Here is a 22,478-nt window from a genome sequence, read left to right as displayed (position 1 = left end):
CATGCAGAACGTGAACATCGGGAGTGAAGAGTTCGGCGCCGCCGCCGACGAGCCGATCCTGCTGATCAGCAGCCATGAACCGGCCAAGCCGGGGCACGGCGCGATCATCGCCGAGCAGATCCCCGACGCGCGCCTGATGATCGTGCAGGGCATGGGCCACACCCTGCCGCCGGAGGTACACGATGAGCCGGCCACCGCCATCCTCACGCACACGGCCGGGTGACGCGCGTGCGGGGCTCGGTTCCGGCCGCCGCCGGCGGAGGGCGGCCGGAACCGGCCGCGTCAGGCGCGCGGGCCGAGGAACAGGCCGCCGCTGGCGTCGATGACCTGGCCGGTGATCCAGCGGGCGGCGTCGGAGGCGAGGAACGCGACCACGTCCGCCACGTCGCCGGCGTCGCCGAGGCGGCCGAGCGCCGTCGATCCCGCGATGACGTCGGCCAGGCCGGGCGCCTCGAAGACGGCGCCGTTGGCGGGCGTCCTGGTGGCGCCGGGGGCGACCGCGTTCACCGTGATGCCCCTGGCGCCGAGCTCGTTGGCCAGGGTCAGGCTCATCGTCTCGATCGCGCCCTTGGTCATGGCGAAGGACGTCTGCGCCGGGTTCGCCATGCGGGTCGCGACGGACGAGATGGTGACGATGCGTCCGCCGTCGCGCAGCAGCGGCAGCGCCCGCTGGACGATGAAGTACGGCGCCCGTACGTTCACCGCGAAGAGGTGGTCGAACTCGGCCCTGGTCGTGACGCCGAGGGGCCCGGCGGGCTGGGCCGCCGCGTTGTTGACCACGATGTCGAGCGGCCGCCCCGCCAGACCCTTCTCCACGCCTTCGAAGAGCGTCTCGACGTCGCCGTCCACCCCTAGCTCCGCCTGGACGGCCAGCGCGGTCCCGCCCGCGCGCTCGATCGCGCCGACCGTCGCCGCCGCGCCGTCCGCGTCCCTGCCGTAGTGCACGAGCACCGTCGCTCCCCCGGCCGCCAGCCGGGTCGCGATCGCCTGGCCGATGCCGCGCGACGCGCCGGTCACCAGAGCCGTCCTGCCGGTCAGATCATTCATGTCCGCCCCAAAGTGGTAGTGACTATCACGGTGGTAGTCTCTATCACGTGTCAGCACAACACTCAACCCTCCGGGCCCGCCGCCGGGCCCAGACACAGCGCACGATCCAGGCTCACGCGATCCGGCTGTTCAGCGAGCGCGGCTACGACGCGACGACCATGAACGACGTCGCCGAGGCGGCAGGGGTCTCGCCCATGACCCTCTATCGGCACTTCCCGACCAAGGAGGACCTCGTCCTGATCGACCAGCACGGCGAGCTGATCGCCGAGCGGATCGCCGCGTCGCCCCCCGGGCAACCCCTGGCCCGCCGCATCGGCGGCGCGCTCGTCGCCGCGGCCGCCGCCCTGGCCGGCGACGACGTGCCGGCGGAGCGGCGGACCCTGCTCGTCCGCCTCCAGCTCATGATCTCCACGCCCGCGCTGCGCGCCAGGCACCTGGACAACCAGTACGCGCTCCAGCGGGCCATCATCGACGCCCTGGGCGACGAGGCCGCCGGCCCCGACCAGGCGTTCCAGGCCCAGGCGGCGGCCGGCGCCTGCCTGGCCGCCCTGCACACGGCGCTGGTGCGCTGGGCCGAGGACGAAGGCCGCGCCGACCTGCCCGCCCTCATCGCCAAGGCGCTCGCGGCCGTCTTCGGCGACGACACCATCGGCCGCCCCCCCATAGTCCCGGCGGCCTACCGGCGGTCCCCAGGGCGCAGGAGAGGGTGAGACCGGGCTACGCCGGTCACTTCTGGATCAGGGACGCCGGTGTTTCTCGTACGCGTCGATGGCCTGGCCGAGCCGGGCCAGGCGCTCGGTGAACCAGACGTCCCCGCCTGGCGGGCGGCCGGGGTCGACGTACTGAGAACCGAGGTTGGAGAAGAGGGCGACGACGTAGCTGCGCCCGCCCTTCCCCGGCAGCGCCCTGACGATGCCGGCGTCGGCCGCGGCGTTGCTCCACCAGCCGTTCTTGTGGGCGAACGTCACCTCGGCCGCCCTGTCGCACGGCCGCACGTCGTGGCCGTAGGCGACGTCCTGGCCCGGCACCGTCACGCTGCCGTCGGCGCCGGTCCAGCGCGGCGGCGTGCGCTGCGGGATGCCCTGCGCGGGATAGGCGGCGCCGCACCAGTTGGTGGTCGACAGGGTGACGTTCATGGCCTGGTCGCGCAGCCTGCTGAGGAGGAACTCCCTGGAGGCGCGGCTGAGGACGCCGGCGCTCACCCTGACGCCGCCCGGTGTCGTCCAGAGGGTGCCCTTGCCGCCGTTGATCAGCATGAGCAGCTTGGCCGTGTCGAGTGAGGTCATGGTGATCGGGTTGTCCCAGCGCCCGCCGTGGGCCGGGTTCGTCCCCTTGAGCTGGAGCGTCTCCAGCCCCAGGTCCTGGAAGGTCCGGTTGAGGCCGTCGATCGCGTCCCGGTCGTGCAGCATCTTGATCAGCGCGCAGGAGGCGGGGTTGGACGACCAGGTGAGCGAGGCGTCGAGGTAGGCGCGGATCGTGTCCGCGCCGGGCGGGCCGCACATCGAGCTGCCGGCCGCCGGCTCGTAGGCGTAGGTGTCGTCCAGCGAGATCGCTCCCCGGTCCACGAGACGCAGCACGCCGAAGGCCACCATCAGCTTCAGCACGGACGCCGGGTAGGGGGACATGAAGTCGATGGGGGCGTGCTCGCGCCCCGGCACCACGTCGATGGTGCCTTGGGCGTGGTCGGCGTACCAGCCGGCGTCGTCCCACTGCCGCCAGCGCACGGCGGTGGTGTGCAGGTCGCGGTCCACCGGCACGATCACGCCGTCGGGGTGGTGCGGGCTCATCAGCACGGTGCCGGAGGAGACCGGGCGACCAGCCGCGTTCAGCTCGATGACGGTGAGGTCGATCTGCGGCTGCTGGGTGATCGGGGCGGCGCCGCGTGAGTCCCGTGGCGGCGGGGCGGCCGCCGGCTTGCCGGCACCGCGCCGCCGCAGCGCGTCCAGCCGGGCCGGGGACGTCGGCGGATCGGTGTCCAGGACCTGCTCGAACCGTAACCGGTCGAGCGTCCGCCGCAGATGGTGGGCGAGTGCGCCGCCGGTGTCCGCGGCGACCGCCTCAGGGGTGAGGAAGCCGCTCAGCAGGACGGCGGCCGTGGTGAGACCGGCGATGCTCCTACGGGATCTTGTGGTGGTCACTCTCGCACTGTAGGTGAGCGATTCTCGCTTGTGGCCGCTGCGGGCGTTGGCGTATTGACGACAACCTGTTCGTTCCGTCAGGCCGCTTCTAGCCTCGTCTCGAGACGTCCTCCCGCCTGACGAGAAGGGCCTGCCGTGACGGAACTGGCGATCATCGGGTACGGCAACGCCGGGCGCCAGCACCTCGCCGCCGCCGGCGCGATGGCGGGGGTCACGGTGGCCCGCGTGGTCGACACCGACCCGGCCGCCACCCGAGGGATCGGGGCGCCGGTGGGGAGCGTGGAGAGCGTGCTGGCGGACGAGCGGATCGAGGTCGTCGCGGTGTGCCTGCCGCCTGGCCCCCGGGGCGCAGTGGTCAGTGCGTGCCAGTCCGCCGGCAAGCACGTGATCGTGGAGAAGCCGCCTGCGCGGACCGGCGCCGAGCTGGAGTTCCTGCTGGCGAACGGGGCGGCGGCCGGGGTTCTGAGCGCGGTGATGTTCCAGCACCGGTTCGCGCTTCCCCCGGTGCTGCGTTCCGGCACGCCGGAGCGCTTCGCGGGCGCCGCTGCCACGCTCATGGTCTCCCGTCACCGGCCGCCCGCCCACTACGCGTCGCCGGGCTGGCGTTCCCTGCCGGACGAGGCGGCCGGCGGCGTGGTGGCGCACCTCGGCGTCCATTACCTCGATCTCGCCTGCCAGCTCCTCGGCACCCCGGTCGAGGTCAGGCTCGCGCATCGGGAGGACGCCGCCCCCTCGATCGACGTGCGGCTGTCCTGCTCCGTCGGCTTCGCCAACGGCGCCGAGCTGACCGCGATGATCACGAGCAGGTCCGCGCTCAGGCTGGAGCACCTGACCGTGGCCGGCGCCGGAGACTGGTTCGAGCTGAGGGACGGGGCGGCCCACGGCGAGGTGGACGGTGTGCGCATCGCCGAGCCCCGGCGCGCGGCGGGCGAGCTGCGCGGCCAGGTGTACCGGGAGGTGCTGGCGGCGGTACGCGGCGAAGGACCGCTGGACCTCGCCGCGCTCGGCCGCAGCCGGGGTGTGACCGCGCTTCTGGACGGCGTCCGCGCCCAGCCGTCCCTGCCCGCCGCGCGGATCGGTGACCGATGAACGGCCGCCGCCTGGGGTTGAGCTCGGGCTCCCTGCCGGACGCCGGAGCGGCGGAACTCGCCGCCGCCACGGCGCTCGCCGGCGGCGGCACCGTCGATCTGCGCGCGGGCAAGGGCCACGTCTGGGAGCGGGACGGCATCGCCCGCGGTATCCGCCAGGTGACCGCCGCGGGCGTCGAGGTCGCCTTCGTCGGGTGCGGCGCACGGGCAGGGCGAACCAAGGTCGGGTGCGGCGCGCGGGCCGGGGAGACCGAGGCCGGATGCGGCGGGCGGGGCGGGGGCGTCGGCCTCGAGCTGCCGGTCACCGGCCATCCGGTCAAGGTGTTCTGCGTGCCGGAGCCGGACCCCGCGACCCTGGCCGGGCAGGTACGCGCGGCCGCCGACCAGGGAGTGGCGCTGTGGGTGGAGACGCATCAGGGCGGACCCTCGTGCCGCCGGCTCGCCCAGCTCGCCGAGGTGACCGGCATCGGCGTCGTGGTGGACCTGCTGGGCGTGGCCGCGACCGGCGGCGCGGACGCGGCCACGCTGGCCCGGCTCGCGCCGCACGTCCGCGCCGTCCAGGTCAAGGGCTTCCGCAGGGACGCCGCGGGCGCGTACCGCCACAGGGCGTTGCGGGCCGCCGACCTCGAACCGGTGGAGGCCCTGCTGTCGTCCGGGGCTCCGATCCGCGCGATCACGGTCGAGAGCCGGGCCGGCACGGCCGTGGACGACCTCAGGATGCTCGCGAAGTGGGAGGCAAGGTGAAGCTCGCCGTCATCGGGGACGAGATCTCGCAGGACCACGCGGTGGTCACGGAGACGGCGGCGCGGCTCGGCTTCGACGGGGTCGAGATCCGCTCCGTCGCGCAGTGCCCGCCGCACCTCCTGGACGACGACGCGCTGGCCGGCATCAGGCGGACGCTGCTGAACGCCGGCCTCGCCGTCGCCGGGTTCGCCCCTCCGGTCTTCAAGCAGGACCTGCCCGCCACGGATCGGGAGCTGGCGGCGGCCGAGCGCGTCCTGCTCAGGGCCGTCGAGCAGGCCGGTCTGCTCGGCGCGCCGCACGTACGGATCTTCAGCTTCTACCGGGACGGCGATCCCGATCCGGCCGCCGCCGCGGCGGTGGCGGGCGAACTGCTCGCGGCCTTGCCCCCGGACGTCAGGCTGCTGGTCGAGACGGGCACCAGGACCAACACGCCGACGATCGCGCACACCATGGACTTCCTCGACCGGCTCGGCCGCGCGGGCACGGGGGTCCTATGGGATCCGGGGAACATCGTGTTCAGCGGCTGGGGCGGCGACCCGGCTCGGGACTACCAGCGGGCCCGTGCGCTGATCGGGCACGTGCACGTGAAGGACCCGGACGGGACGCGCCGCTACGTCCGCCTCGGCGACGGCGACGTCGACTGGCCCGCGATCCTGCGCCGGCTCGCCGAGGACGGGTACGCGGGCTACCTGAGCCTGGAGACCCACTGGCGGCGCTCGAAGGAGCTGACCCCGCACGAGCGGGACCACCCGTGGGGCGAGGCGTTCTCCGCCGGCGGCTTCCCCGCCAGCGTGGAGTGCATGGAGGTGCTGCGGTCCTGGCGCGACGGGCTCGGCTCGGTGCACGATGCCGGCTGAGCCGCCCGTCCTCCTCTTCGGCGCGCAGCGCTCGGGCACCACCGCGCTCGCGACCGTGCTGCACGGCGCTTTCCGCGCGGCGGGCGGGATCTTCACGATCAACGGCAAGCTGCCGTACCTGCTGCACCGCTGGTGCACCCAGGCCGACGTGGACGGCCGGCACCTGCGGGCCGACGAGATCCTGCACGCGCTGGACCGCAAGCCGCCCTACCTGCCGCCCGACGGCTGGCGGGAGCGGGTGGAGACGGTCGTGCGCGCGGCGGCGGCCAGGGTCGCGGAAGGGGCGGTCACCGACGCGGCGGAGCTGCGCAGGCAGATCATCGCGGCCGGCTACGCGGGCGCCACCCGGTGGGGCGAGAAGTACAACGAGTACCTGCTGGAGCTCGACGCGCTCGCCGCCGGCGCCCCGGGCGCGCGATGGGTGCTGCTGATCCGCCACCCGGCGGCGGTGGCGGAGTCGACGTTGCGCTGGGGCGGCGACCGCCCGTGGCGACCGGGCAGGCGGGAGGGCGTCCTGCGCAAGTGGGTGGCCTGGCACGAGGGCTGGCTGCGCCACCCTCGCTCCGGTGACTGCCTGGTGCTGGAGTACGACCGGCTCTGCCGGGGACCCGACCTGCGGCGGCTGGCCCAGGTCATCGGCCTCGACCTCGCGCCGTACGCCCGCGACCTGGTGGCCAGACCCGGCCCGCCGGATGGGGTGCCGGACGACGTCGAACGGGTGTGGCAGGCCCTGTTGGATCGCCGAGCCGCAGGAAATGGAAGAAGATGATCGCGCGAACTCCGTCCGTTCCCCTGACAGGAGCCCTTCATGACGACACCGGGTCTTCCCTACGACACCACGGAGGCCACCTCCGACCACGGCCTCGGCCTGCACCACGTGCAGCTGGCCATCCCTCCGGGCAGCGAGGACGAGTGCCGCCGCTTCTACGTGGACGTGCTCGGCATGACCGAGCTGCGCAAGCCGCCGGTCCTCGCGGCGCGCGGCGGCCTGTGGGTGCGCGCCGACCTGCTGGAGATCCACCTGGGGGTCGAGCAGGACTTCCGCCCGGCCCGCAAGGCTCATCCCGGCATCCTGGTCAAGGACCTCGACGGCCTGGCCAAGCGGCTGGAGGACCACGGCGTCGAGATCACCTGGGACGACAACTTCCCTGGTCACCGCCGGTTCTACGCCTTCGACAACCTGGGCAACAGGCTGGAGTTCCTGAGCCCGCAAGACTGATCCGCCTGGGAGGCGAGTCGTGCTGACGCTGAGCGACGTCGTGCTGACCTTGGGCACGGCGGGCAACGAACGGGTCCTGTTACGGGGTGCGGATCTCAGCGTCGCGGGCGGTGACACCGTCCTGCTGACCGGGCTCGACGCTCCCGCCCGGCGGGCGATGGCCGACCTGCTGGCCGGGCGGATCCGGCCGGCGTACGGCAGCGTGACGCTGGAGCGCGGCGACGCGGGCCGGACGGTGCTCGACGCGGGCGACGAGCCTTCCGACGGGATCTGGCAGGACCTCGGCGGCGCGAGCCCGCCGCGCGCCGTCGTCGTGCTCGCGGGACGGCGTCCTGCGGGCTGGCCCGACCGGTACCGCTGCCTGGAGCTGCGCGGCGGCCGGTTCGTGCCGGGCCGGGCGGGGGCGACCGTCCGCGTTCCGCTCGCCCTGCTGGAGCAGCGCATCCGGCAGGCGCTCACCGAGGCGGGCGCTCCTCCGGCGGCCTCGGCGTCGGTCGCACGGGTCCTGGTGGACGCCGAATGCCGGGGCCACCGCTCGCACGGCGTCGCCCTGCTGCCCACCTATCTCCGGCGGATCGGCGCGGGCGGGATCGTGGCGGGGGCCAGGCCCGCGCTCACCGAGGTGACCGGGTCGCTGGCCGTCGTGGACGCCGGCGGCGGCTTCGGCCAGCCGGCCATGGACGTGGCGGCCGAGTGGTGCGCCGCCGCCGCCGCGGCCACCGGCGTCGCCGCCGTGGCGGTGCACAACAACAACCACGTGGGCATGCTGGCCGCCTACCGGTGGCCGTTCCAGCGGGACGACGTGGTCGGGCTGCTGATGAACACGTCGGGTCCGTCGGTGTCCGCGCCGGGGGCGGCCTACCCCACGCTGGGCAGCAACGCGCTCTGCCTGGTCACCCCGGGCGCGGCCGGCGAGCCGTTCTGCATCGACCTGGCCACCGGTGTCGTGGCGGCGGGCAAGATCAGGGACGCCGCCAACCTCGGCGTCCCCGTGCCCGAGGCATGGCTGCGCGACGCCGCGGGCCGGCCCACCACGGACCCGGACGAACTGGACAGGGGCGGCTCGATCCCGCTCTTCGGCGGTTACAAGGGGCTGTGCGTCACGCTGATCGTGGAGATCCTCGCGGGGGCGCTCGCGGGCGGGCGGGTCAGCCCCGATGTGGCCAAGCAGCGCAAGCATCCTGACACGGTCATGGGCTGCGGCCAGCTGCTCATCGGCGTCTCCGCCGCCCACGTCTCAGGACGGGAGCCGCCGCACGCGTTCCTCGGCACCCTGCGGGAGGCGGTACGCGCCGGCTACGACGAACCGCCGCCCCGGCCGTGGTTCCCCGACCAGGTGGAGGAGGACACGGCGGCCGACGTCAGGCGGCACGGCGCCCCCGTCCCCGTCACCGTGCTCAGGGAGCTGGGATGGCCGGCCGGCGACTGAACCCCGCGCTGGGCAGTGCGCCCGGCTGGCCTCTGGTGCTGTACTTCCACCACGTCAACGCCGCGGTCGACCACTACACCGCGATCTCGCCCGACGGCTTCCGCAGGGCGCTCGATCTCGTCCTGACCGGCTTCGGGCCAGCCGTCGAACCCGCGCTCGTCACGCCGCGCTTCGCGCCGCCGCCTGAGCCGGCCGTGCTCATCACGTTCGACGACGGCTACCGCGACGTGCTCACGCAGGCGGTGCCGTTGCTGGCCGAGTTCGACGTACGGATCCTGCTGTTCTGCGTCACGGACCGCATGGCGGACATGGACCGCCCGGCCCCCTCCACGCCCCGCGAGGATTTCCTGACCTGGTCCGACGTCGCCGTGCTGACCCGCATGGGACACGTGGCCGGGGCGCACACCCGGTCGCATGTCAGGCTGTCCGAGCTGACGGCCGCCCGCGCGCGGGACGAGGTCGGCGGCTCACTGGCCGACACGCGGCGCATGACGGGCGCCGCGCCGGCCGCCTTCGCCTACCCGTACGGCGACGTCCCCGCCGTCGATCCGGTGCCCGGCGACGTGCTGGGCTTCGGCACGGTGCGCTCGGCCCCGCTCCCCTGGCTCCAGGCACCGCACCACATCCGGCGCACCTACCTCCCCTCGGGTGAGGAGGACAGGTGGCCGGAGCTCGTGACCCGATGGAGGCGGCAATGGTTCGCATCTCAGTGATCATCCCGACCCGTGACAGGGCGGGTGATCTCGCACGCTGCCTCGAGGCCCTCGCGGAGTGCGCGCAGGACGGCCTGCTGCCCGCGTCGGGAGGAAAGCTGCACGAGGTCATCGTCGTGGACGACGCGTCCGCCGTCGCGGGCGTGCACGACGCGCGGCTGCCGATCCTGGCGCTGCGGAACGAGCGCAGGGCCGGCGCCGCGCTGAGCAGGACGGTCGCGGCGGCCCGGGCGAGCGGGGACGTGCTCGCCTTCCTCGACGACGACGCGGTGCCGCGCGGCGACTGGCTCGCCGTGGTCGCCCGTCACCTGCGGGGCGCGCGGGTCGCGATCACCGGCCGGGTCCTCCCCTTCGACGGCGGGCTGCTGTCACGGGCCAGGCAGGCCCGCCACGACGCCCGGTACGCCGGGCTCGAAGCGGGGACGCCCGTCGGCTTCTTCGCCGGAGGCAACAGCGCGGTGCTGGCCGAGGTGTTCCGCGAGGTGAACGGGTTCACCAGGTTCACGACCGGCGGCGACAACAGTCTCGCCGAGGCGCTGGCCGCCCGGGGCACGCCCGTGTGCTTCGAGCCTGATCTGGTGATCGCGCACCGCAACGGGAAGGGGTTGTGGCGGGCGTGCGCGGACGCGTGGTCGGCCGGCGCGCACCACCCCGTACGGCTCACTCCCCTGGACGCGGCGCGGATGGCGGCGAGCGCGGGCGTGGGCGCCGGCGGCGCGGTCAGGACGGTCAACAGGATGCTGGGGGCGCTGCACGCGACGGGCCGTGCCGTGCCGAGGGGCGCGGCGGGCGCCACGGGGGCCGCGCGCCGTCGAACCTGGCCTGGACCTGCTCGGCCTCGCTGACGCGATGCTGCCGGCGGTAGAGGGCGAGCGCGCGCCGCCAGGCGGCCCTGGCGTGACAGGACTCGCCCAGCGCCGCGTAGGAGTCGCCGATCCTGACCAGCGAGTCGGGCTCCTGCCCGACGTTGCCGATCATGCGCCGCTTCCTGATGGCGGAGGTGTAGTAGCCGATGGCCTCCCGGTAGCGGCCCATCTGATGGACGATGTAGCCCATGCTGTCCAGGGCGGCGGCCTCGCCGTCGGGGTCGTCGCCGCCGCGGAACAACCACAGGGCCCGCTCCGCGTGCGGCAGCGCCAGGTCATACCTGCGCAGTTGCGACAGGCACCAGGCCATGCTGTTGAGCGCGTTGGCCTCCCCGTTGACGTTGCCGAGCGTCCTCGACATCGCCAGGGCCCGCCTGGCGTGGTGCAGCGCCGGCTCGTGCTCCTTCCAGCGGGACATCACCAGGCCGATCGACTGGTGCACCTGGGCCTGGCACCCGGCCGCGCCCGCCCGGGCGAACAGGGCGACGGCCGTGCGGAGCAGGCCGAGGACGCCGTCCCGCTCCCCGAAGATCGCCCGGGACAGGCCGAGCCGCCAGCGCGCCGCAGCGCGGGGCAGCGGCTCGCCCAGCCGATCCACCGCCCGCGTGGCGACCGTCCAGATCTCGACGAGGTCCGCGAGGTGGGCCCGGCGCAGGCAATAGGCGTCCAGTGCCCACGCCAGCCGCCAGGCCGCGTCGTCCCAGGTGTGCGCCGCGGCCAGCCGGAAGGCGGCCAGCACGCCGACGTACTCGGTGTCGCACCAGGCCAGCGCCTGCCCGGCGGTCCCCATCGGCGGCGGTACGACGCCGTCACCGCAGGCGGCCGGCTCGATGTCGACCCGGTGGGGGTAGAGCAGGCGGCCGGCCGCGTAGGCGCCGCGCAGGTAGAAGCCGACCAGGCGGCGCAGGGCCGCCTCGCGCGCGTCCGCGGGGACGTCGCGGCCGGCGACCTCCATCGCGTACAGGCGGACGAGGTCGTGCATGCGGTAGCGCGCGGGGGCGTGCTGCTGGACCAGGTGGGCCGCCTCCAGCATGCGCACGACGGTGCGGGCGCGCGGGATCGGCAGGCCGAGGAGCGCGGCGATCGCCGGCAGGCCGATGCTCGGTCCTGGGGCGCAGCCCAGCAGGCCGAAGGCGCGCGCCGCGATCGGGGACAGCGCGCGATAGGAGGAGGCGAACACCGCGCGAACGCCGGCGTCTCCTGCGTCCAGGGCGTCGAGCCTGTCGGACTCCTCTTCGAGCTCCTCGGCCAGCATCGAGAGCGGGAACTCGGGGTGCGCCGTCGCCCGTGAGGCCAGGACACCGAGGGCGAGCGGCAGGCCGCCGCAGTACTCCAGCAGGGACGTGACGGTCCTCGCCTCGGTCTCGACACGCGCGGCGCCGATCCTGCGACTCAGCAGGGTGCGAGCCTCTCCCGGTGAGAGCACGTCCAGGGAGACGACGCTGGTGCCGTACGCGACCGCCAGCCCGGCCAGCCGGTGGCGGCTGGTGAGGACGACCGTGCAGGTGAGGCTGCCGGGAAGGAGCGGGGTGACCTCGGCGGCGTCGCGGACGTCGTCCAGGACCACGAGCATGCGCCGCCCCGCGATGAGCGAGCGGTACAGAGCCGCGCGGGCGTCGCCGCCCGGGGGGATGGCCGACGGCTCGACGCCCAGCGCTTCGAGGAAGTCGCGTAACACCGTGGAGGCCGGCAGGTGCTCGCCGGCCGGGCTGAAGCCGCGCAGGTTGGCGTAGAGCTGGCCGTCGGGGAAGCGGTCCAGGCTGCGGTGAGCCCAGTGCAGGGCCAGGCTGGTCTTGCCGACGCCGCCGGGGCCGACGAGGGCGACGATCAGGCCGTCGGTGCCGGCCGCCCTGTTCAGCTCGGCCAGTTCACGGGCCCTGCCCTGGAAACCCGTGGGGGCCATCGGCAACTGGCGCGGCAACTGGCGCGGCAACTGGCGCGGCACGAGGACCATGGGGGCGGGGACGGGAGCCGATGACAGCAGTTCCAGGTGCCGCCTGCGCAGTTCGGGGCCTGGATCGACGCCGAGCTGCTCGGCGAGCTGGGTGCGGACGCGCTCGTACAGGTGCAGGGCCTCGGCCTGGCGTCCGCAGCGCTCCAGGACGGTCATCAGCCGAGCCGTCAGCCGCTCGTCGAAGGGGTGGGAGGCCGCCAGGGCCCGCAGGCCGGGCAGCAGTTCCTCGTATCGTCCGCCGTCAACGCGGTTGTCGGCGTACGCCAGGTACGCCATGACGCGCTCGTCCTCGAGCTGGGCGCGCGTCCGCTCCGCCCACATGCCCGGCACCCCCGTGAGCGCGTCGGCCTTCCAGAGGGCGAGCGCGCGGCGTAACAGGCTGCCCGCGCGCTCGCCGCCGGCCGCGCGCCCGTCCTTGACCAGCCGCCGGAAACGGTTCAGGTCGACCTGTTCCGGCGGGACGTCGAGCAGGTAGCCGCCGGCCCGGCGGACCAGCGCGACGCCCTCGGCCGCGGCGCCCGACGACTGCAGGACGGCACGGATGCGGGTCACGTAGCTGTAGAGGGTGCTGCGCGCCTCGCGCGGCGGGTGCTGCTCCCACAGGCGGTCGATCAGCTGCTCGGTGGGGACGGCCGACCCCGCCTCGACCAGCAGCACCGCCAGGACGCAGCGCTGACGCGGCGGGCCGAGGTCCACCCGGCGCCGACCGGCGGTCGCGCCGACCGGGCCCAGGAGCTGGAAATCCATGCATCACCTCCGCGGTTGTGCATGGACCGCCTGCCGCGCGAAACCTCCCCCGGCCACGGCTGGCTTCGCCTGGCGCGGCAGACGGCCGGTGACTCAGATCGTGAGACAAGAAAGATCTTTATGTCAAGGCGGCCGATGAAACAATCCTTCACGCCCGCGGGGGCTCAGCGCTCCGTGGAGGTGTAGCGGTGCTCGGGACGGCCGGCGCGCCCGTACTGCTGACGTTCCGTCGCCAGCCCCACGGCGTGCAGGTGCTGCAGATAGCGGCGCGCCGACGCGCGGGACAGCCCGCAGGCGACGGCCACCTCGCCCGCCGACATGTCCGTGGACGCCGCCGCCAGCGCCTGCCGGACCATCGTCAGCGTGCTCTGCGCGATCCCCTTGGGCGCCCGGTAGTCGCGCCCGCCGAGGCCGACCAGCCGGAGCGTGGACATCACGTGGTCGATGTCGCCCTGCACCAGGGACGGGTGGTCGTCCAGGGCGGCGATGGTCGAGTGCGCCTGCCAGACCGCGCGGACCGCCGCGCTCAGCACCGCCATGGTGAACGGCTTGAGCAGGTAGGACAGCGCGCCCGCGCGCAGCGCGCGCAGCACCTTGCGCCCGTCGTTGTCGGCGGTCATGACGATGACGTCCGGCTGGTAGCGGTGCGGGTGCCTGCTGCGGAGCAGGACGTCGAATCCATCCATGTCGGGCAGGCCGAGATCGAGCAGGACCAGGTCGGGCCGTTGTTCCGCGATCAGGCCGAGCGCGGTCCTGCCGTCGTAGGCCGATGTCGCCGCGGCGCCGTCCACGCGGCACAGGCGGTCGACACATGCGTGGTTGAGCGTTCTGTCGTCGTCCACCACGAGGATGTGGCGGACCTGCGGATCCCCTGTCTTGCTCATCGAGTACCTTTCGCGTTCCGGCGCCCGCGGGCCACGAGCCGCGGCGGCGATCAGCACCAATGTGCCGACCCTGGTTCGACCGGAACCTTGAAAGATCCTTGATCCGCCCCTGAGAGGGGGTCTGTCACTGCGTGCCGGCGGCGGAGGCCACCGTCCCCATCCGGCGCGAGTGCAGCACCCAACGCACGCCGGCCTTGGCGCCGCCGCCGGCGGCCAGGAAGATGCCGGCCAGGCCCAGCCAGCCGACCGGCCCCGCGGTGATGAGCAGGCCCGTGACCAGCGAAGGCCCGATCACGTCCTGGGTGGTCTCGCCGAGGTGGAAGACCGCGAGCGCCTTGCTGCGCCCCTTCTCGGGCGACAGATCGTAGGACACCTGCCAGGAGCCCGCGGAGTGCAGGTTCTCCCCTGCGGTGAACACGATCACGCCCAGCACCAGGAGCAGGGACGCGGCCACCGCGCCGAAGAAGTGGGCGCCGGCGAAGACGAGGGTGGCCGCCGCGAGGAGCACCCCGCTGGCCAGCAGCCCGCGCGCGGCCGACGTCACGTCCTTGGTCCACCGCGTCCACCACACCTGCCCGAGCGCGGTCATCACCGTGTTGACGAACGTGATGACCGCGACCATCACCGCGGGCGCCTCGGTGTGCTGGGTGATCCAGAGAGGCAGGGCCACGAACAGCAGGCTGTCGTTCAGCAGCAGCAAGCCGCTCGTCATGGCGAGCGTCAGGTACGGCACGTCGCGCAGCGGATGGACCTTGTGGCCGCCCTCCTTCTCCTGCGGGGGCAGCGGTTTCTCGTACTTCTTCAGCCGGCTGATGAGATACATCATGGGGATGAACGAGCACGCGTTTCCGAGGATCAGCAGCTGATAGGCGATCGGCGTGTCCGTCACCATCGCCACGCTGGACAGCGCCGCGCCGACCGCCAGGCCGACGTTGCGCACCGAGTGGATCAGCGCCATCGTCTGCGTGCGTTTGTGCCCCTCGAAAATACGGCCGATAAGGGCCTGGTTGACCGGGAAGGCGACCCGGTGGCTCACCGTGACGGCTATCACGGCGAAAACGAACTGCCAGAAATTCGTGACGAATGCCAGCAGCGCGAAGAAAAGCACCCGCGTCGCATGGAGACCGACCATGAACTGCCGCGGCCCGACTCGGTCGGCCAGCGCTCCGGCCGGGACGGCGGCCAAGGTGGCGGCCAGTCCGGCGAGCGAGAGCCCGATGCCGATCTCCGCCGCGGAAAGGTGCACGACCCGCGTGTAGAAGAGCACGCCGCCGGCGAGGAAGAGGCCCGTGCCGATCGAGCCGATCGCCACCGTGCTCACCAGAATCCACGCCGCCCCGGAATCCGGAATCAGATCACGAAGAAAGGTGTTTCGCACGCCACGACCTCTCGCGCCGACGGGACTTGACCTGCCGCCGACATTACGAGGCAATGCACCGGCCCGGAATGTTCTGCTCAATAGGAGACCTGGCCCCGCCGCCCGCCCGAGCACGTTATGAGCACAAACTTCAAACGCGCCCGGCCGCCTGCCTAACGTTCGGGACGTGCGGCGCCCTCCATCGATGGCGCGGGCCCCCTGCTGCCTTTCGGTGCAGGCTTCCGGGAAGGATGGCATGGCTGTTTCTGTGACGACGCTCGACGCGGTGCTCCGCGCGACGGTCTCCCGCCTGCCGGACCAGGTGGCCGTCATCGGGGACGAGCACTGGTCGTACGCGCGCCTGGACGCGGAGGCGACACGGCGGGCGCTGGCGCTGCGGGCGAGCGGCGTGCGGCCCGGCGACCGGGTCGCGGTCGCGCTCAAGGGCGACGCCGAGGCGCTCGCGGTGGTCGCGGCGGTCGCGCGCTGCGGGGCCTCGCTGGTGCCCGTGGATCTCGCGAACCCGCCCGCACGCGTGGCCTTCATCCTCGCCGACTCGGGCTGCCGGCTGATCGTCGCGGACAGCGCCGGGGCGCTGCGGGGGCCGCCGCCCGGCGGCTGCCCGGTGATCACGACGAGCGAACTCGCCGGCGTCGCGCCGGTGACCTCCCTGTCGCCGCCGGAGCCGGACGCGCCGGTGGCCTCGCTGGCCCCGCCCGGGCCGGACATGGAGGCTTACGTCCTCTACACGTCGGGGTCCACGGGGAGGCCCAAGGGGGTCCGCGTCAGGCACTCCGCGATCGCCGACCACGCGATCGTCTTCGCGGAGTTCCTGGGGCTCACGCCGGCGGATCGGGTCCTGCAGTTCAGCTCCCTGGGGTTCGACACGGCGCTGGAGGAGATCTGGTGCACCTGGGCGGCGGGCGCGGCGCTGGTGGTCAAGCGGGCGCGGGTGCTCGGTCCGTACGAGGTGGGCGAGCTGGTCCGCCGTTCCGGGGTGAGCGTGCTGTCGTTGCCCACCGCGTACTGGCGGACCCTGGCCGGCGAGCTCGACGGCGTCTCCCGTGCGGGATGGGAGGGGCTGCGCTGCGTCAGCATCGGCGGTGAGGCGGCCTCCGTGGCGGACCTGCGTGCTCATCGGCGCGGCGCGCTGGCGGGCGCCGACCTGGTCAACGGCTACGGCCCCACCGAATGCGTGGTGACCGCGACGGCGCGACGCTTCGGGCCGTCGGATCCGGTGGACTCTGCGGCCGGGTCGCTCCCCATCGGAGCCGCGCTGCCCGGGCGGGTGGCGGTCGCCCTGCTGCCCGACGGGCGGACGGCGGGTCCTGGGCAGGAGGGCGAGCTGCTCGTCGGCGGTGTGATCGCGGACGGCTACGTCGGCCGCGACGAGCTGACCGCCCGCCGCTTCGTGCGCCGCCGGATCGCGGGCGAGGAGCGGACGATGTACCGGACGGGCGACATCGTCCGGGTGCCGGCGGACGGCGACGGGTTCGTGTTCCTGCGCCGGGTGGACGACCAGGTGAAGCTGCGGGGGTACCGGATCGAGCTGGGCGAGGTCGACGCCGCCCTGCGGGAGCTCGGCCCGGTCCGCGACGCGGCCGCCGCGCTGGTGCCACGGGAGCATGCGGAGCCGCTGCTGGGAGCCCTGGTGGTGCCGCGCTGCCCGGAGGCGTGGCAGGCGGCCGAGGCCGCCGGCACGCTCGCCGCCTCCGTCCCGCCCGCGATGATCCCCGCGGTGTGGGTCATGGCCGACAAGGTGCCGCTGAACGTCAACGGCAAGATCGACCGGGTCAGGGTGGCGGAGGCGATCGCCGCAGGAGCGGGCGGCGCCCGGGACGCCCGCCCGCCGTCCTCGGATGACGACCGGCCGCTCGCCCTGCTGGCCCGGATCTGGGCGGATGTGCTGGACATGCCGGACCCGTCCCCATCGGACGACTTCCTCGACTCCGGCGGCGACTCCCTGCTGGCCGTGCGGCTGGCCGCACGGGCGCGCGCCCTCGGCCTGGCGGTGAGTCCGAGCATGGTCCTCCAGCACGGTTCACTCGAACGCATCGCCCTGGCCGCGACCGCCACGACCTCCACCGGTACGACGCCGCAGCCCCGGCCCGGCGCCGACCCCCTGCGGACGGGATCCACTCCGGCCGCCACGCCGGCCGGGCGGCTGATGCCGTCGCAGCTGCGGTGGATCCTGGACGGACCGGTGCCTGACATTCATCACTTCGTGCTGCCGAACCTGTTCCGCATCCCGGCCGCGCTGCCCGACGCGGCGGTCGAGGCGGCGGGGCGGGCGATCGTGGCCGCGCACGGTGCTCTGCGCAGCTCGATCGACTTCGGCGCTCCCGCGATCCGCGAACTGCCCGTGGACGCCGTGGACCCGGTGGAGATCGTCGAGCTGCCCGCAGGCCCGATGGACGCCGTCCTGCCCCCTGCCGCCGAGCGGATCCTGTCGAGCATGGATCCGGCGCTCGGCGGGTTGTTCCGGCTGGTCAGGCTGCGGTCGGGAGAGCGGCATCGGCTGCTGGTCGCCGCCCATCACGCTGTGGTGGACGGCTGGTCGATGGCGCTGCTCACCGACGAGGTCGAGACCGCGTTGAGCACCTGGGCACGTACCGGGCAGGCGCGGCTCCACCCTCCCGCGGCGAGCGTCGCGGACTACGCCGCGCACATCGCCCGGTACGTCGCGAGCGACCAGGCCCGCCACGACCACGCCGCGTGGCTGGCGGCGCCCTGGTCCGAGCTGGACACGCTGGACGGCGTACGGCGGGACGGCGCGGGGCTGCTGCCCACGATCGTCACGAGCCACGCGCTGCTGCCCGCCGGCGACACGGACGCCTTCCTGCGAGCCTCCTCCCGCATCGGCCGGCCAGACGCCCTGCTCCGGGCCTGCCTGCTCGTCGCGGTGGCGGAGTGGACGGGCGTGCCGGTGCAGGCCGTGGACGTGTACGGCAACAACCGGGTGAACCCTCCAGGAGGGCTGGACCTCACCAGAACGATCGGCTACATCCAGACCACGCATCCGGAGTTCGCCGTGGTCGAGGGAACGGGCGTGAAGGCGGTGCGCTCCGTACTCGACGGCCCCCGGTACGCCCCGCCCCGCCCGTACGGTTTCGACGCCCTGCGGTTCCTGTCGCCCTCGGCGGAGGAGCGATCGGCGCTCGCGGCGCTGCCCCGGCCGGTCCTGCGGCTCAACTACCGGAGCCAGATGGACCGGCTGAGCCGGCGCGCCTCCGACGCGATCCTCGCCGACGCCGACGAGGACACCGGCAGGCACCGCTCGCCCCGGCAGCGTGAGCGTTACCTGCTCATGTTCGAGGCCGACGTCATCGGCGACCGCCTGGACATCGGGGTGAAGTTCAGCACCGACCAATTCGACCGTGACGCGATCGACACGCTGGCGGCGCGCGCGGCCCGCCTGCTCGGCGAGACCGTACGAAAGGGGGCCAGGTGAGCGTCATCGACGACGAGGAGCGGCTGGCGCGGGTGATCGCCGGCCACGTGGCCGAGCTGCTGGGCGTCGCGACCGTCGAGACGGACGCCGGCCTGTGGTCGATGGGCCTGGACTCGCTGGCCGCCATGCGTCTCGTCCGGCGCCTGTACACCGACCACGGCCTGGCGCTCCGCGCGGACGCCGCCCTGCACGCCGGCACGGTGGCCGCGCTCGCCAAGCTGGCCGCCCAGTCCGCCCGTCCGTCGCGCGCCGAGACCGGGGCGGCCGAGGCGAGCGTCCCGACCACGGGGCAGCTGGCCCTGTGGCTGGACGGCCAGGTACGCCCCGAGCTGGCACTCGGCAACCTCGTCCTGTTCGGTTTCCGCATGACCGGCCCGCTGGACACGACCCGGCTGACGGAGGCGATCCGGCAGGTGGTCCGGCGGCACGACGCCCTGCGCACCGGCATCACCACCGACGAGGACGGCATGCCGGTCGCGGTGACGGTACCGGAGGAGCGCGCCCTGCGGCTGAACGTCACCGAGGCAGGCGGAGGCGGGCTCGCCGAACGGACATCGGCGCTGGCGCGGGCGGTGGACGTCGCCGACGGGCCGCTCATCGCGGTAGAGCTCCAGTGTGGGGACGGCTGGACGGATCTGGTCGCCGCCGTGGCGCACATCGCGTTCGACGGGCACAGCGAGGCGCTGTTCGCCGCGGAGCTGAACGCGTTCCTGCGGGGCGAGCGGCTGCCGCCGGTACGGTCGTTCGCGCACGCGTACGGCGCCCAGGCCAGTGACCGCACGGCGCCGGCGGGGTGGATCGCCGAGCTGGCCGCAACCGAGCCCCTGACCTGGCCGGGTGAACCGCCCGGCGGCGCCGGCGACCGCTACGGCCGGCTGGCCTGCGATCCGGACGAAGCCGCCTGCCGGGCGCTGGAGGCGGCGGCGCGCACGGCGGGAGTGACGCCGTTCGTCCTGGCCCTGCACCGGTTCGGGCGCGCACTGCGCGCGGTCACCGGGGCGCGGTCGTTCCGCGTCGGCGTTCCCACGGCGGGACGCGACGACCCCGCCGCCCACGCCACCATCGGCTATTTCGTCCGCGAGGCGGTCGTGCCGCTGCGGGACGGGGAGCTGGACGGCTCGCCGGCCGGCCTGCTGGAGACCTGGCGGCAGGCGATGCGCTGGTCAGGCACGTCACCGCACGACCTGGCCAGAGGCATCCGCCGGGCGGGGAACCGGGACCCGATCTTCGGGGCGCAGTTCATCTGGCAGAACACGATCTCCGCCGACTGGGACGTGCCGGGGGTGCGGGTGGAGCCGCTCGACGTCCACCCGGTCGCACCGCAGACCGACCTGTCGCTGGAGTTGTGGCCGTCGCAGGACGGGCGGATCAGGGGAGCGCTGGAGTACGACCGCGCGGTCGTTCCCGCGCAGGCCGCAGCCGAGGTCCGCGCGCGGTTCCTGGCCGAGCTGACCGAGCTGACCGAGCTGGCCGAGCTGGCCGGGCCCGCCGCGCAGGCACAGGCCGATGATCACCGTCCTCGATCCGTGTGGCGGCGGATCCGCGAGCACGCCGAGCGGAACGGTGACCACGTCGCCCTGCGCGGCGGTGGCGAGCAGGTCACCTATCGGGAGCTGACGGAACAGGCGCTCCGCCGTGCCGAGCACCTGAGCAGGCGCATGAAGGAACCGGGCGAACTGGTCGGCATCGCCCTGCCCAACGGCCGGGACGCCGTCGTGACGATGCTTGCCGCGATGGCCGCCGGCGGCGCGTTCCTCCCGCTCGACACCGCCTGTCCCCCGGAGCGGCTGGCCGAGATCACCCGCGACGCGCGCCTGCGCATCCTGATCGACGAGTCGACGCCGCCGCCGGAGGACCCGGCGACGCGATGGTCTGCTCCGCCCACGGCCGACGACCTCGACGCACTGGCCTGCGTCTTCTACACCTCGGGCAGCACCGGCCGCCCGCGCGGCGTCATGATGCCGCACGGCCCGCTCGCCGCCTACGTCCGCAACCTGGTGGCCGACTGGCACATCACGCCGGCCGACCGGTTCGTCCAGCTTTCGGCGCTGGCCTGGGCGAACAGCGGCGAGGAGATCTTCACCTGCCTCACGGCGGGAGCGACCCTGTACGTCGAGCCCGGCCTGCGTTTCCTGCCGATGGGCGCGTTCGTCTCCTTCGTGGCCGAGAACGACATCACCGTCCTCGACCTGCCCACGGTGTTCTGGCGTGAGCTGACGGACTTCCTGCACCGCGGGGAGGCCGCGCTGCCCTCCGGCGTCCGGCTGGTCGTGATCGGCGGCGACGGCCTCGACCGGCACTCGGTGCGCAAATGGCAGGCGGTCGCCCCTGCGGGGGTGCGGCTGGTGAACACCTACGGGTCCACCGAGTTCGGTCTCGCGCTGCAGGCCGACATAGACGGGCGACCGCCGCCGGAGGCGCCGCCGCCCATCGGCCGGCCGCTGCCGGGCATCGTCGCGTACGTGGACGGCCGCCCGCTCGACACGCTCCCGGCCGGCACCACCGGAGAACTCGCCATCGGCGGCGCGACGGTCGCGCGCGGCTACCTCAACGACCCCGAATTGACCACGGAACGCTTCCGGCGGGACGGGAGCGGCCGGCGGCGGTTCCACACGAGGGACCTCGTACGCGTACGCGAGGACGCGTCCTTGGAGTTCGTCGGCCGGATCGACCGCCAGGCCAAGATCCGCGGCAACCGCGTCGACCTGACCGAGATCGAGGCGCTGCTGGAGAACGAACCCGGCGTCACCAGGGCCGTCGCCGTGCCGCTGGCCGGGCCGGACGGTCAGACCAGGCTGGTCGCCGTGGTCACCGGCGAGGATCCCGATCCCGCCGGCCTGCGCGCGGCGCTCCTGCGCCGGTTGCCCGCCTTCGCGGTGCCGGACCGCGTCCTCCCGGTCGCCGACCTGCCTCTGCTGTCCAGTGGGAAGAAGGACGTGCTCACAGCCCGTCAGATCGCGGCGGAGAGGGCGGGTTTCCCATGGACGTAGCGCGCGGGACGGCGTACGTCGCGGTGAGCGTCGCGACGGTGTGGACCGGCAGCTCCAGCCCCCGCCCGCAGGACGCACCGGGCCTCGGCAACCCGGTGGACGTGCCGGGCTGGCTGGCCGCCACGTCGGCCGACCGCGAGGGCCTCATGTCCGGCGGCCTCACCCAGACCCAGGCCCTCTACGGGGACGAGGTCGAGATCGTGGGCGGGAAGGACGGATGGTGCGAGGTCGCCGTGCCGGGGCAGGCCAGCAGGAAGGACGACAGGGGCTATCCGGGCTGGATCCCCGCCGCCCAGCTCGTGACCGGCCCCGCCTTCGGCGAGCTGCGCGCGACCGTACCGTTCGCCCAGGTGGACCGGGCCCGCACCACGGTGCTGTACCAGGACCCGCGGCTCGCCTCCGCCCTGCTGCGCATCAGCGCGGGCACCCGCCTGCCCGTGCTCGCCGAGGACGGCCCCGCCGTCCAGGTGGCGACGCCGTGCGGCGCGTCCGGCTGGCTGCCCGCCGCAGCCGTCACCGTGCGCCGGTCGGTGGACGACATCCCCCGGCCCTCCGGCGTCGATCTGGTCGCGACGGCGGCGCTCTTCCTCGGCCTGCCGTACCTGTGGGCGGGGCGCTCAGGGCTGGCCGTCGACTGCTCGGGGCTGACCTCCCTGGTCCACCACATCCACGGCCTCCCCCTTCCGCGCGACGCCGACGACCAGCACTTGCACCCCGCCGGCCGGGACGTGGACGCGACCGCCGGGCTGGAGCCGGGCGACCTGCTCTTCTACACCGACGATCGCGACGGCGCGTCGCGCGCGATCGATCACGTCAGCATGTACGCCGGCGACCGCCGGATGATCGAGGCGCGAAACGGCCGCCACGCCCGCGTCACCGAGGTGCGCACGGAGTTCCTGGCGGGCGGCAGACGTTTCGCGGTGTCCTAGTCCGAGATGCGAGTCAGGAGACGTCTCGTGCGTGAACCAGCAGCACCCGGCCGTCCGGCGGGTGA

The 22,478-nt window shown here is 73.9% G+C and carries 18 protein-coding genes; 13 read left to right on the top strand and 5 right to left on the bottom strand.

Annotated elements, in window-relative coordinates; genetic code table 11:
* Position 1: 1 nt before the first annotated feature.
* Positions 2-223 carry an alpha/beta hydrolase family protein gene (locus ACFFR3_RS43435; RefSeq protein WP_345409138.1) on the top strand — a complete coding sequence of 74 codons (222 nt, stop codon included), beginning with the start codon at positions 2-4 and terminating at the stop codon, positions 221-223.
* 59 nt (positions 224-282) lie between these two features.
* Here the strand turns inward: ACFFR3_RS43435 and ACFFR3_RS43430 are convergent, their stop codons facing one another.
* Entirely contained in the window at positions 283-1,047 is a 765-nt protein-coding gene (locus ACFFR3_RS43430; RefSeq protein WP_345409139.1) for an SDR family NAD(P)-dependent oxidoreductase, read from the bottom strand.
* A gap of 47 nt (positions 1,048-1,094) precedes the next feature.
* On the opposite strand from ACFFR3_RS43430, the gene ACFFR3_RS43425 reads away from it, so the two are divergent.
* Positions 1,095-1,757 (top strand): TetR/AcrR family transcriptional regulator, encoded by a 663-nt coding sequence (locus ACFFR3_RS43425; RefSeq protein WP_379485038.1) that lies wholly within the window; start codon positions 1,095-1,097, stop codon positions 1,755-1,757.
* Positions 1,758-1,784: 27 nt separating this feature from the next.
* On the opposite strand, the gene ACFFR3_RS43420 is transcribed toward ACFFR3_RS43425, so the two are convergent.
* Positions 1,785-3,185 carry a serine hydrolase gene (locus ACFFR3_RS43420; RefSeq protein WP_364383305.1) on the bottom strand — a complete coding sequence of 467 codons (1,401 nt, stop codon included), beginning with the start codon at positions 3,183-3,185 and terminating at the stop codon, positions 1,785-1,787.
* Between the two features lie 135 nt (positions 3,186-3,320).
* Here ACFFR3_RS43420 and ACFFR3_RS43415 point away from each other — a divergent pair, with 135 nt between their 5' ends.
* Genes ACFFR3_RS43415 through ACFFR3_RS43380 form a run of 8 tightly spaced genes read left to right on the top strand, consistent with a single transcriptional unit; the run spans position 3,321 to position 10,080 of the window.
* A complete protein-coding gene (locus tag ACFFR3_RS43415) occupies positions 3,321-4,274 on the top strand; it encodes a Gfo/Idh/MocA family protein (protein ID WP_364383302.1) in 954 nt (317 codons plus the stop codon).
* Entirely contained in the window at positions 4,271-5,017 is a 747-nt protein-coding gene (locus ACFFR3_RS43410; RefSeq protein WP_345409145.1) for a hypothetical protein, read from the top strand. Before ACFFR3_RS43415 ends, ACFFR3_RS43410 begins: the two co-directional genes overlap by 4 nt.
* A complete protein-coding gene (locus ACFFR3_RS43405) occupies positions 5,014-5,874 on the top strand; it encodes a sugar phosphate isomerase/epimerase family protein (protein WP_364383296.1) in 861 nt (286 codons plus the stop codon). The genes ACFFR3_RS43410 and ACFFR3_RS43405 overlap by 4 nt, the downstream gene beginning before the upstream one ends.
* A complete protein-coding gene (locus tag ACFFR3_RS43400; protein ID WP_345409147.1) occupies positions 5,864-6,643 on the top strand; it encodes a sulfotransferase in 780 nt (259 codons plus the stop codon). Before ACFFR3_RS43405 ends, ACFFR3_RS43400 begins: the two co-directional genes overlap by 11 nt.
* 39 nt (positions 6,644-6,682) lie before the next feature.
* A complete protein-coding gene (locus ACFFR3_RS43395) occupies positions 6,683-7,093 on the top strand; it encodes a VOC family protein (RefSeq protein WP_364383292.1) in 411 nt (136 codons plus the stop codon).
* Positions 7,094-7,112: 19 nt separating this feature from the next.
* Complete coding sequence (locus ACFFR3_RS43390; RefSeq protein ID WP_379485037.1) at positions 7,113-8,522, top strand: Ldh family oxidoreductase; 1,410 nt, start codon at positions 7,113-7,115, stop codon at positions 8,520-8,522.
* Entirely contained in the window at positions 8,504-9,235 is a 732-nt protein-coding gene (locus tag ACFFR3_RS43385) for a polysaccharide deacetylase family protein (protein WP_364383286.1), read from the top strand. Before ACFFR3_RS43390 ends, ACFFR3_RS43385 begins: the two co-directional genes overlap by 19 nt.
* On the top strand, positions 9,217-10,080 hold the full coding sequence (locus ACFFR3_RS43380) for a glycosyltransferase family 2 protein (RefSeq protein ID WP_364383283.1): 864 nt from the start codon (positions 9,217-9,219) through the stop codon (positions 10,078-10,080). Before ACFFR3_RS43385 ends, ACFFR3_RS43380 begins: the two co-directional genes overlap by 19 nt.
* On the opposite strand, the gene ACFFR3_RS43375 is transcribed toward ACFFR3_RS43380, so the two are convergent.
* The 3 genes from ACFFR3_RS43375 to ACFFR3_RS43365 form a co-directional block, all read right to left on the bottom strand.
* On the bottom strand, positions 9,965-12,802 hold the full coding sequence (locus tag ACFFR3_RS43375; RefSeq protein ID WP_379485036.1) for an AfsR/SARP family transcriptional regulator: 2,838 nt from the start codon (positions 12,800-12,802) through the stop codon (positions 9,965-9,967). The two genes, ACFFR3_RS43380 and ACFFR3_RS43375, sit on opposite strands and share 116 nt — an antisense overlap.
* A gap of 164 nt (positions 12,803-12,966) precedes the next feature.
* Complete coding sequence (locus tag ACFFR3_RS43370; protein ID WP_345409155.1) at positions 12,967-13,686, bottom strand: response regulator; 720 nt, start codon at positions 13,684-13,686, stop codon at positions 12,967-12,969.
* A gap of 124 nt (positions 13,687-13,810) precedes the next feature.
* Positions 13,811-15,178 (bottom strand): MFS transporter, encoded by a 1,368-nt coding sequence (locus tag ACFFR3_RS43365; protein ID WP_379485035.1) that lies wholly within the window; start codon positions 15,176-15,178, stop codon positions 13,811-13,813.
* Between the two features lie 121 nt (positions 15,179-15,299).
* On the opposite strand from ACFFR3_RS43365, the gene ACFFR3_RS43360 reads away from it, so the two are divergent.
* From ACFFR3_RS43360 to ACFFR3_RS43350, 3 genes are read left to right on the top strand one after another with little or no spacing between them, the layout of a single operon-like run.
* Complete coding sequence (locus ACFFR3_RS43360; RefSeq protein ID WP_379485034.1) at positions 15,300-18,494, top strand: non-ribosomal peptide synthetase; 3,195 nt, start codon at positions 15,300-15,302, stop codon at positions 18,492-18,494.
* The gene (locus ACFFR3_RS43355; RefSeq protein ID WP_379485033.1) at positions 18,491-21,484 is read left to right on the top strand and encodes an AMP-binding protein; all 2,994 of its coding nucleotides are present in this window, start codon (positions 18,491-18,493) and stop codon (positions 21,482-21,484) included. Before ACFFR3_RS43360 ends, ACFFR3_RS43355 begins: the two co-directional genes overlap by 4 nt.
* On the top strand, positions 21,475-22,413 hold the full coding sequence (locus ACFFR3_RS43350; RefSeq protein WP_345409160.1) for a C40 family peptidase: 939 nt from the start codon (positions 21,475-21,477) through the stop codon (positions 22,411-22,413). The genes ACFFR3_RS43355 and ACFFR3_RS43350 overlap by 10 nt, the downstream gene beginning before the upstream one ends.
* Positions 22,414-22,478: the final 65 nt, after the last annotated feature.

The organism is Nonomuraea salmonea, assembly GCF_042428605.1.
GTDB classification, from domain to species: Bacteria; Actinomycetota; Actinomycetes; order Streptosporangiales; family Streptosporangiaceae; genus Nonomuraea; species Nonomuraea salmonea.
The sequence above is the reverse complement of the archived record's forward strand: the minus strand, read 5'-3'. Positions and strand labels throughout refer to the sequence as shown.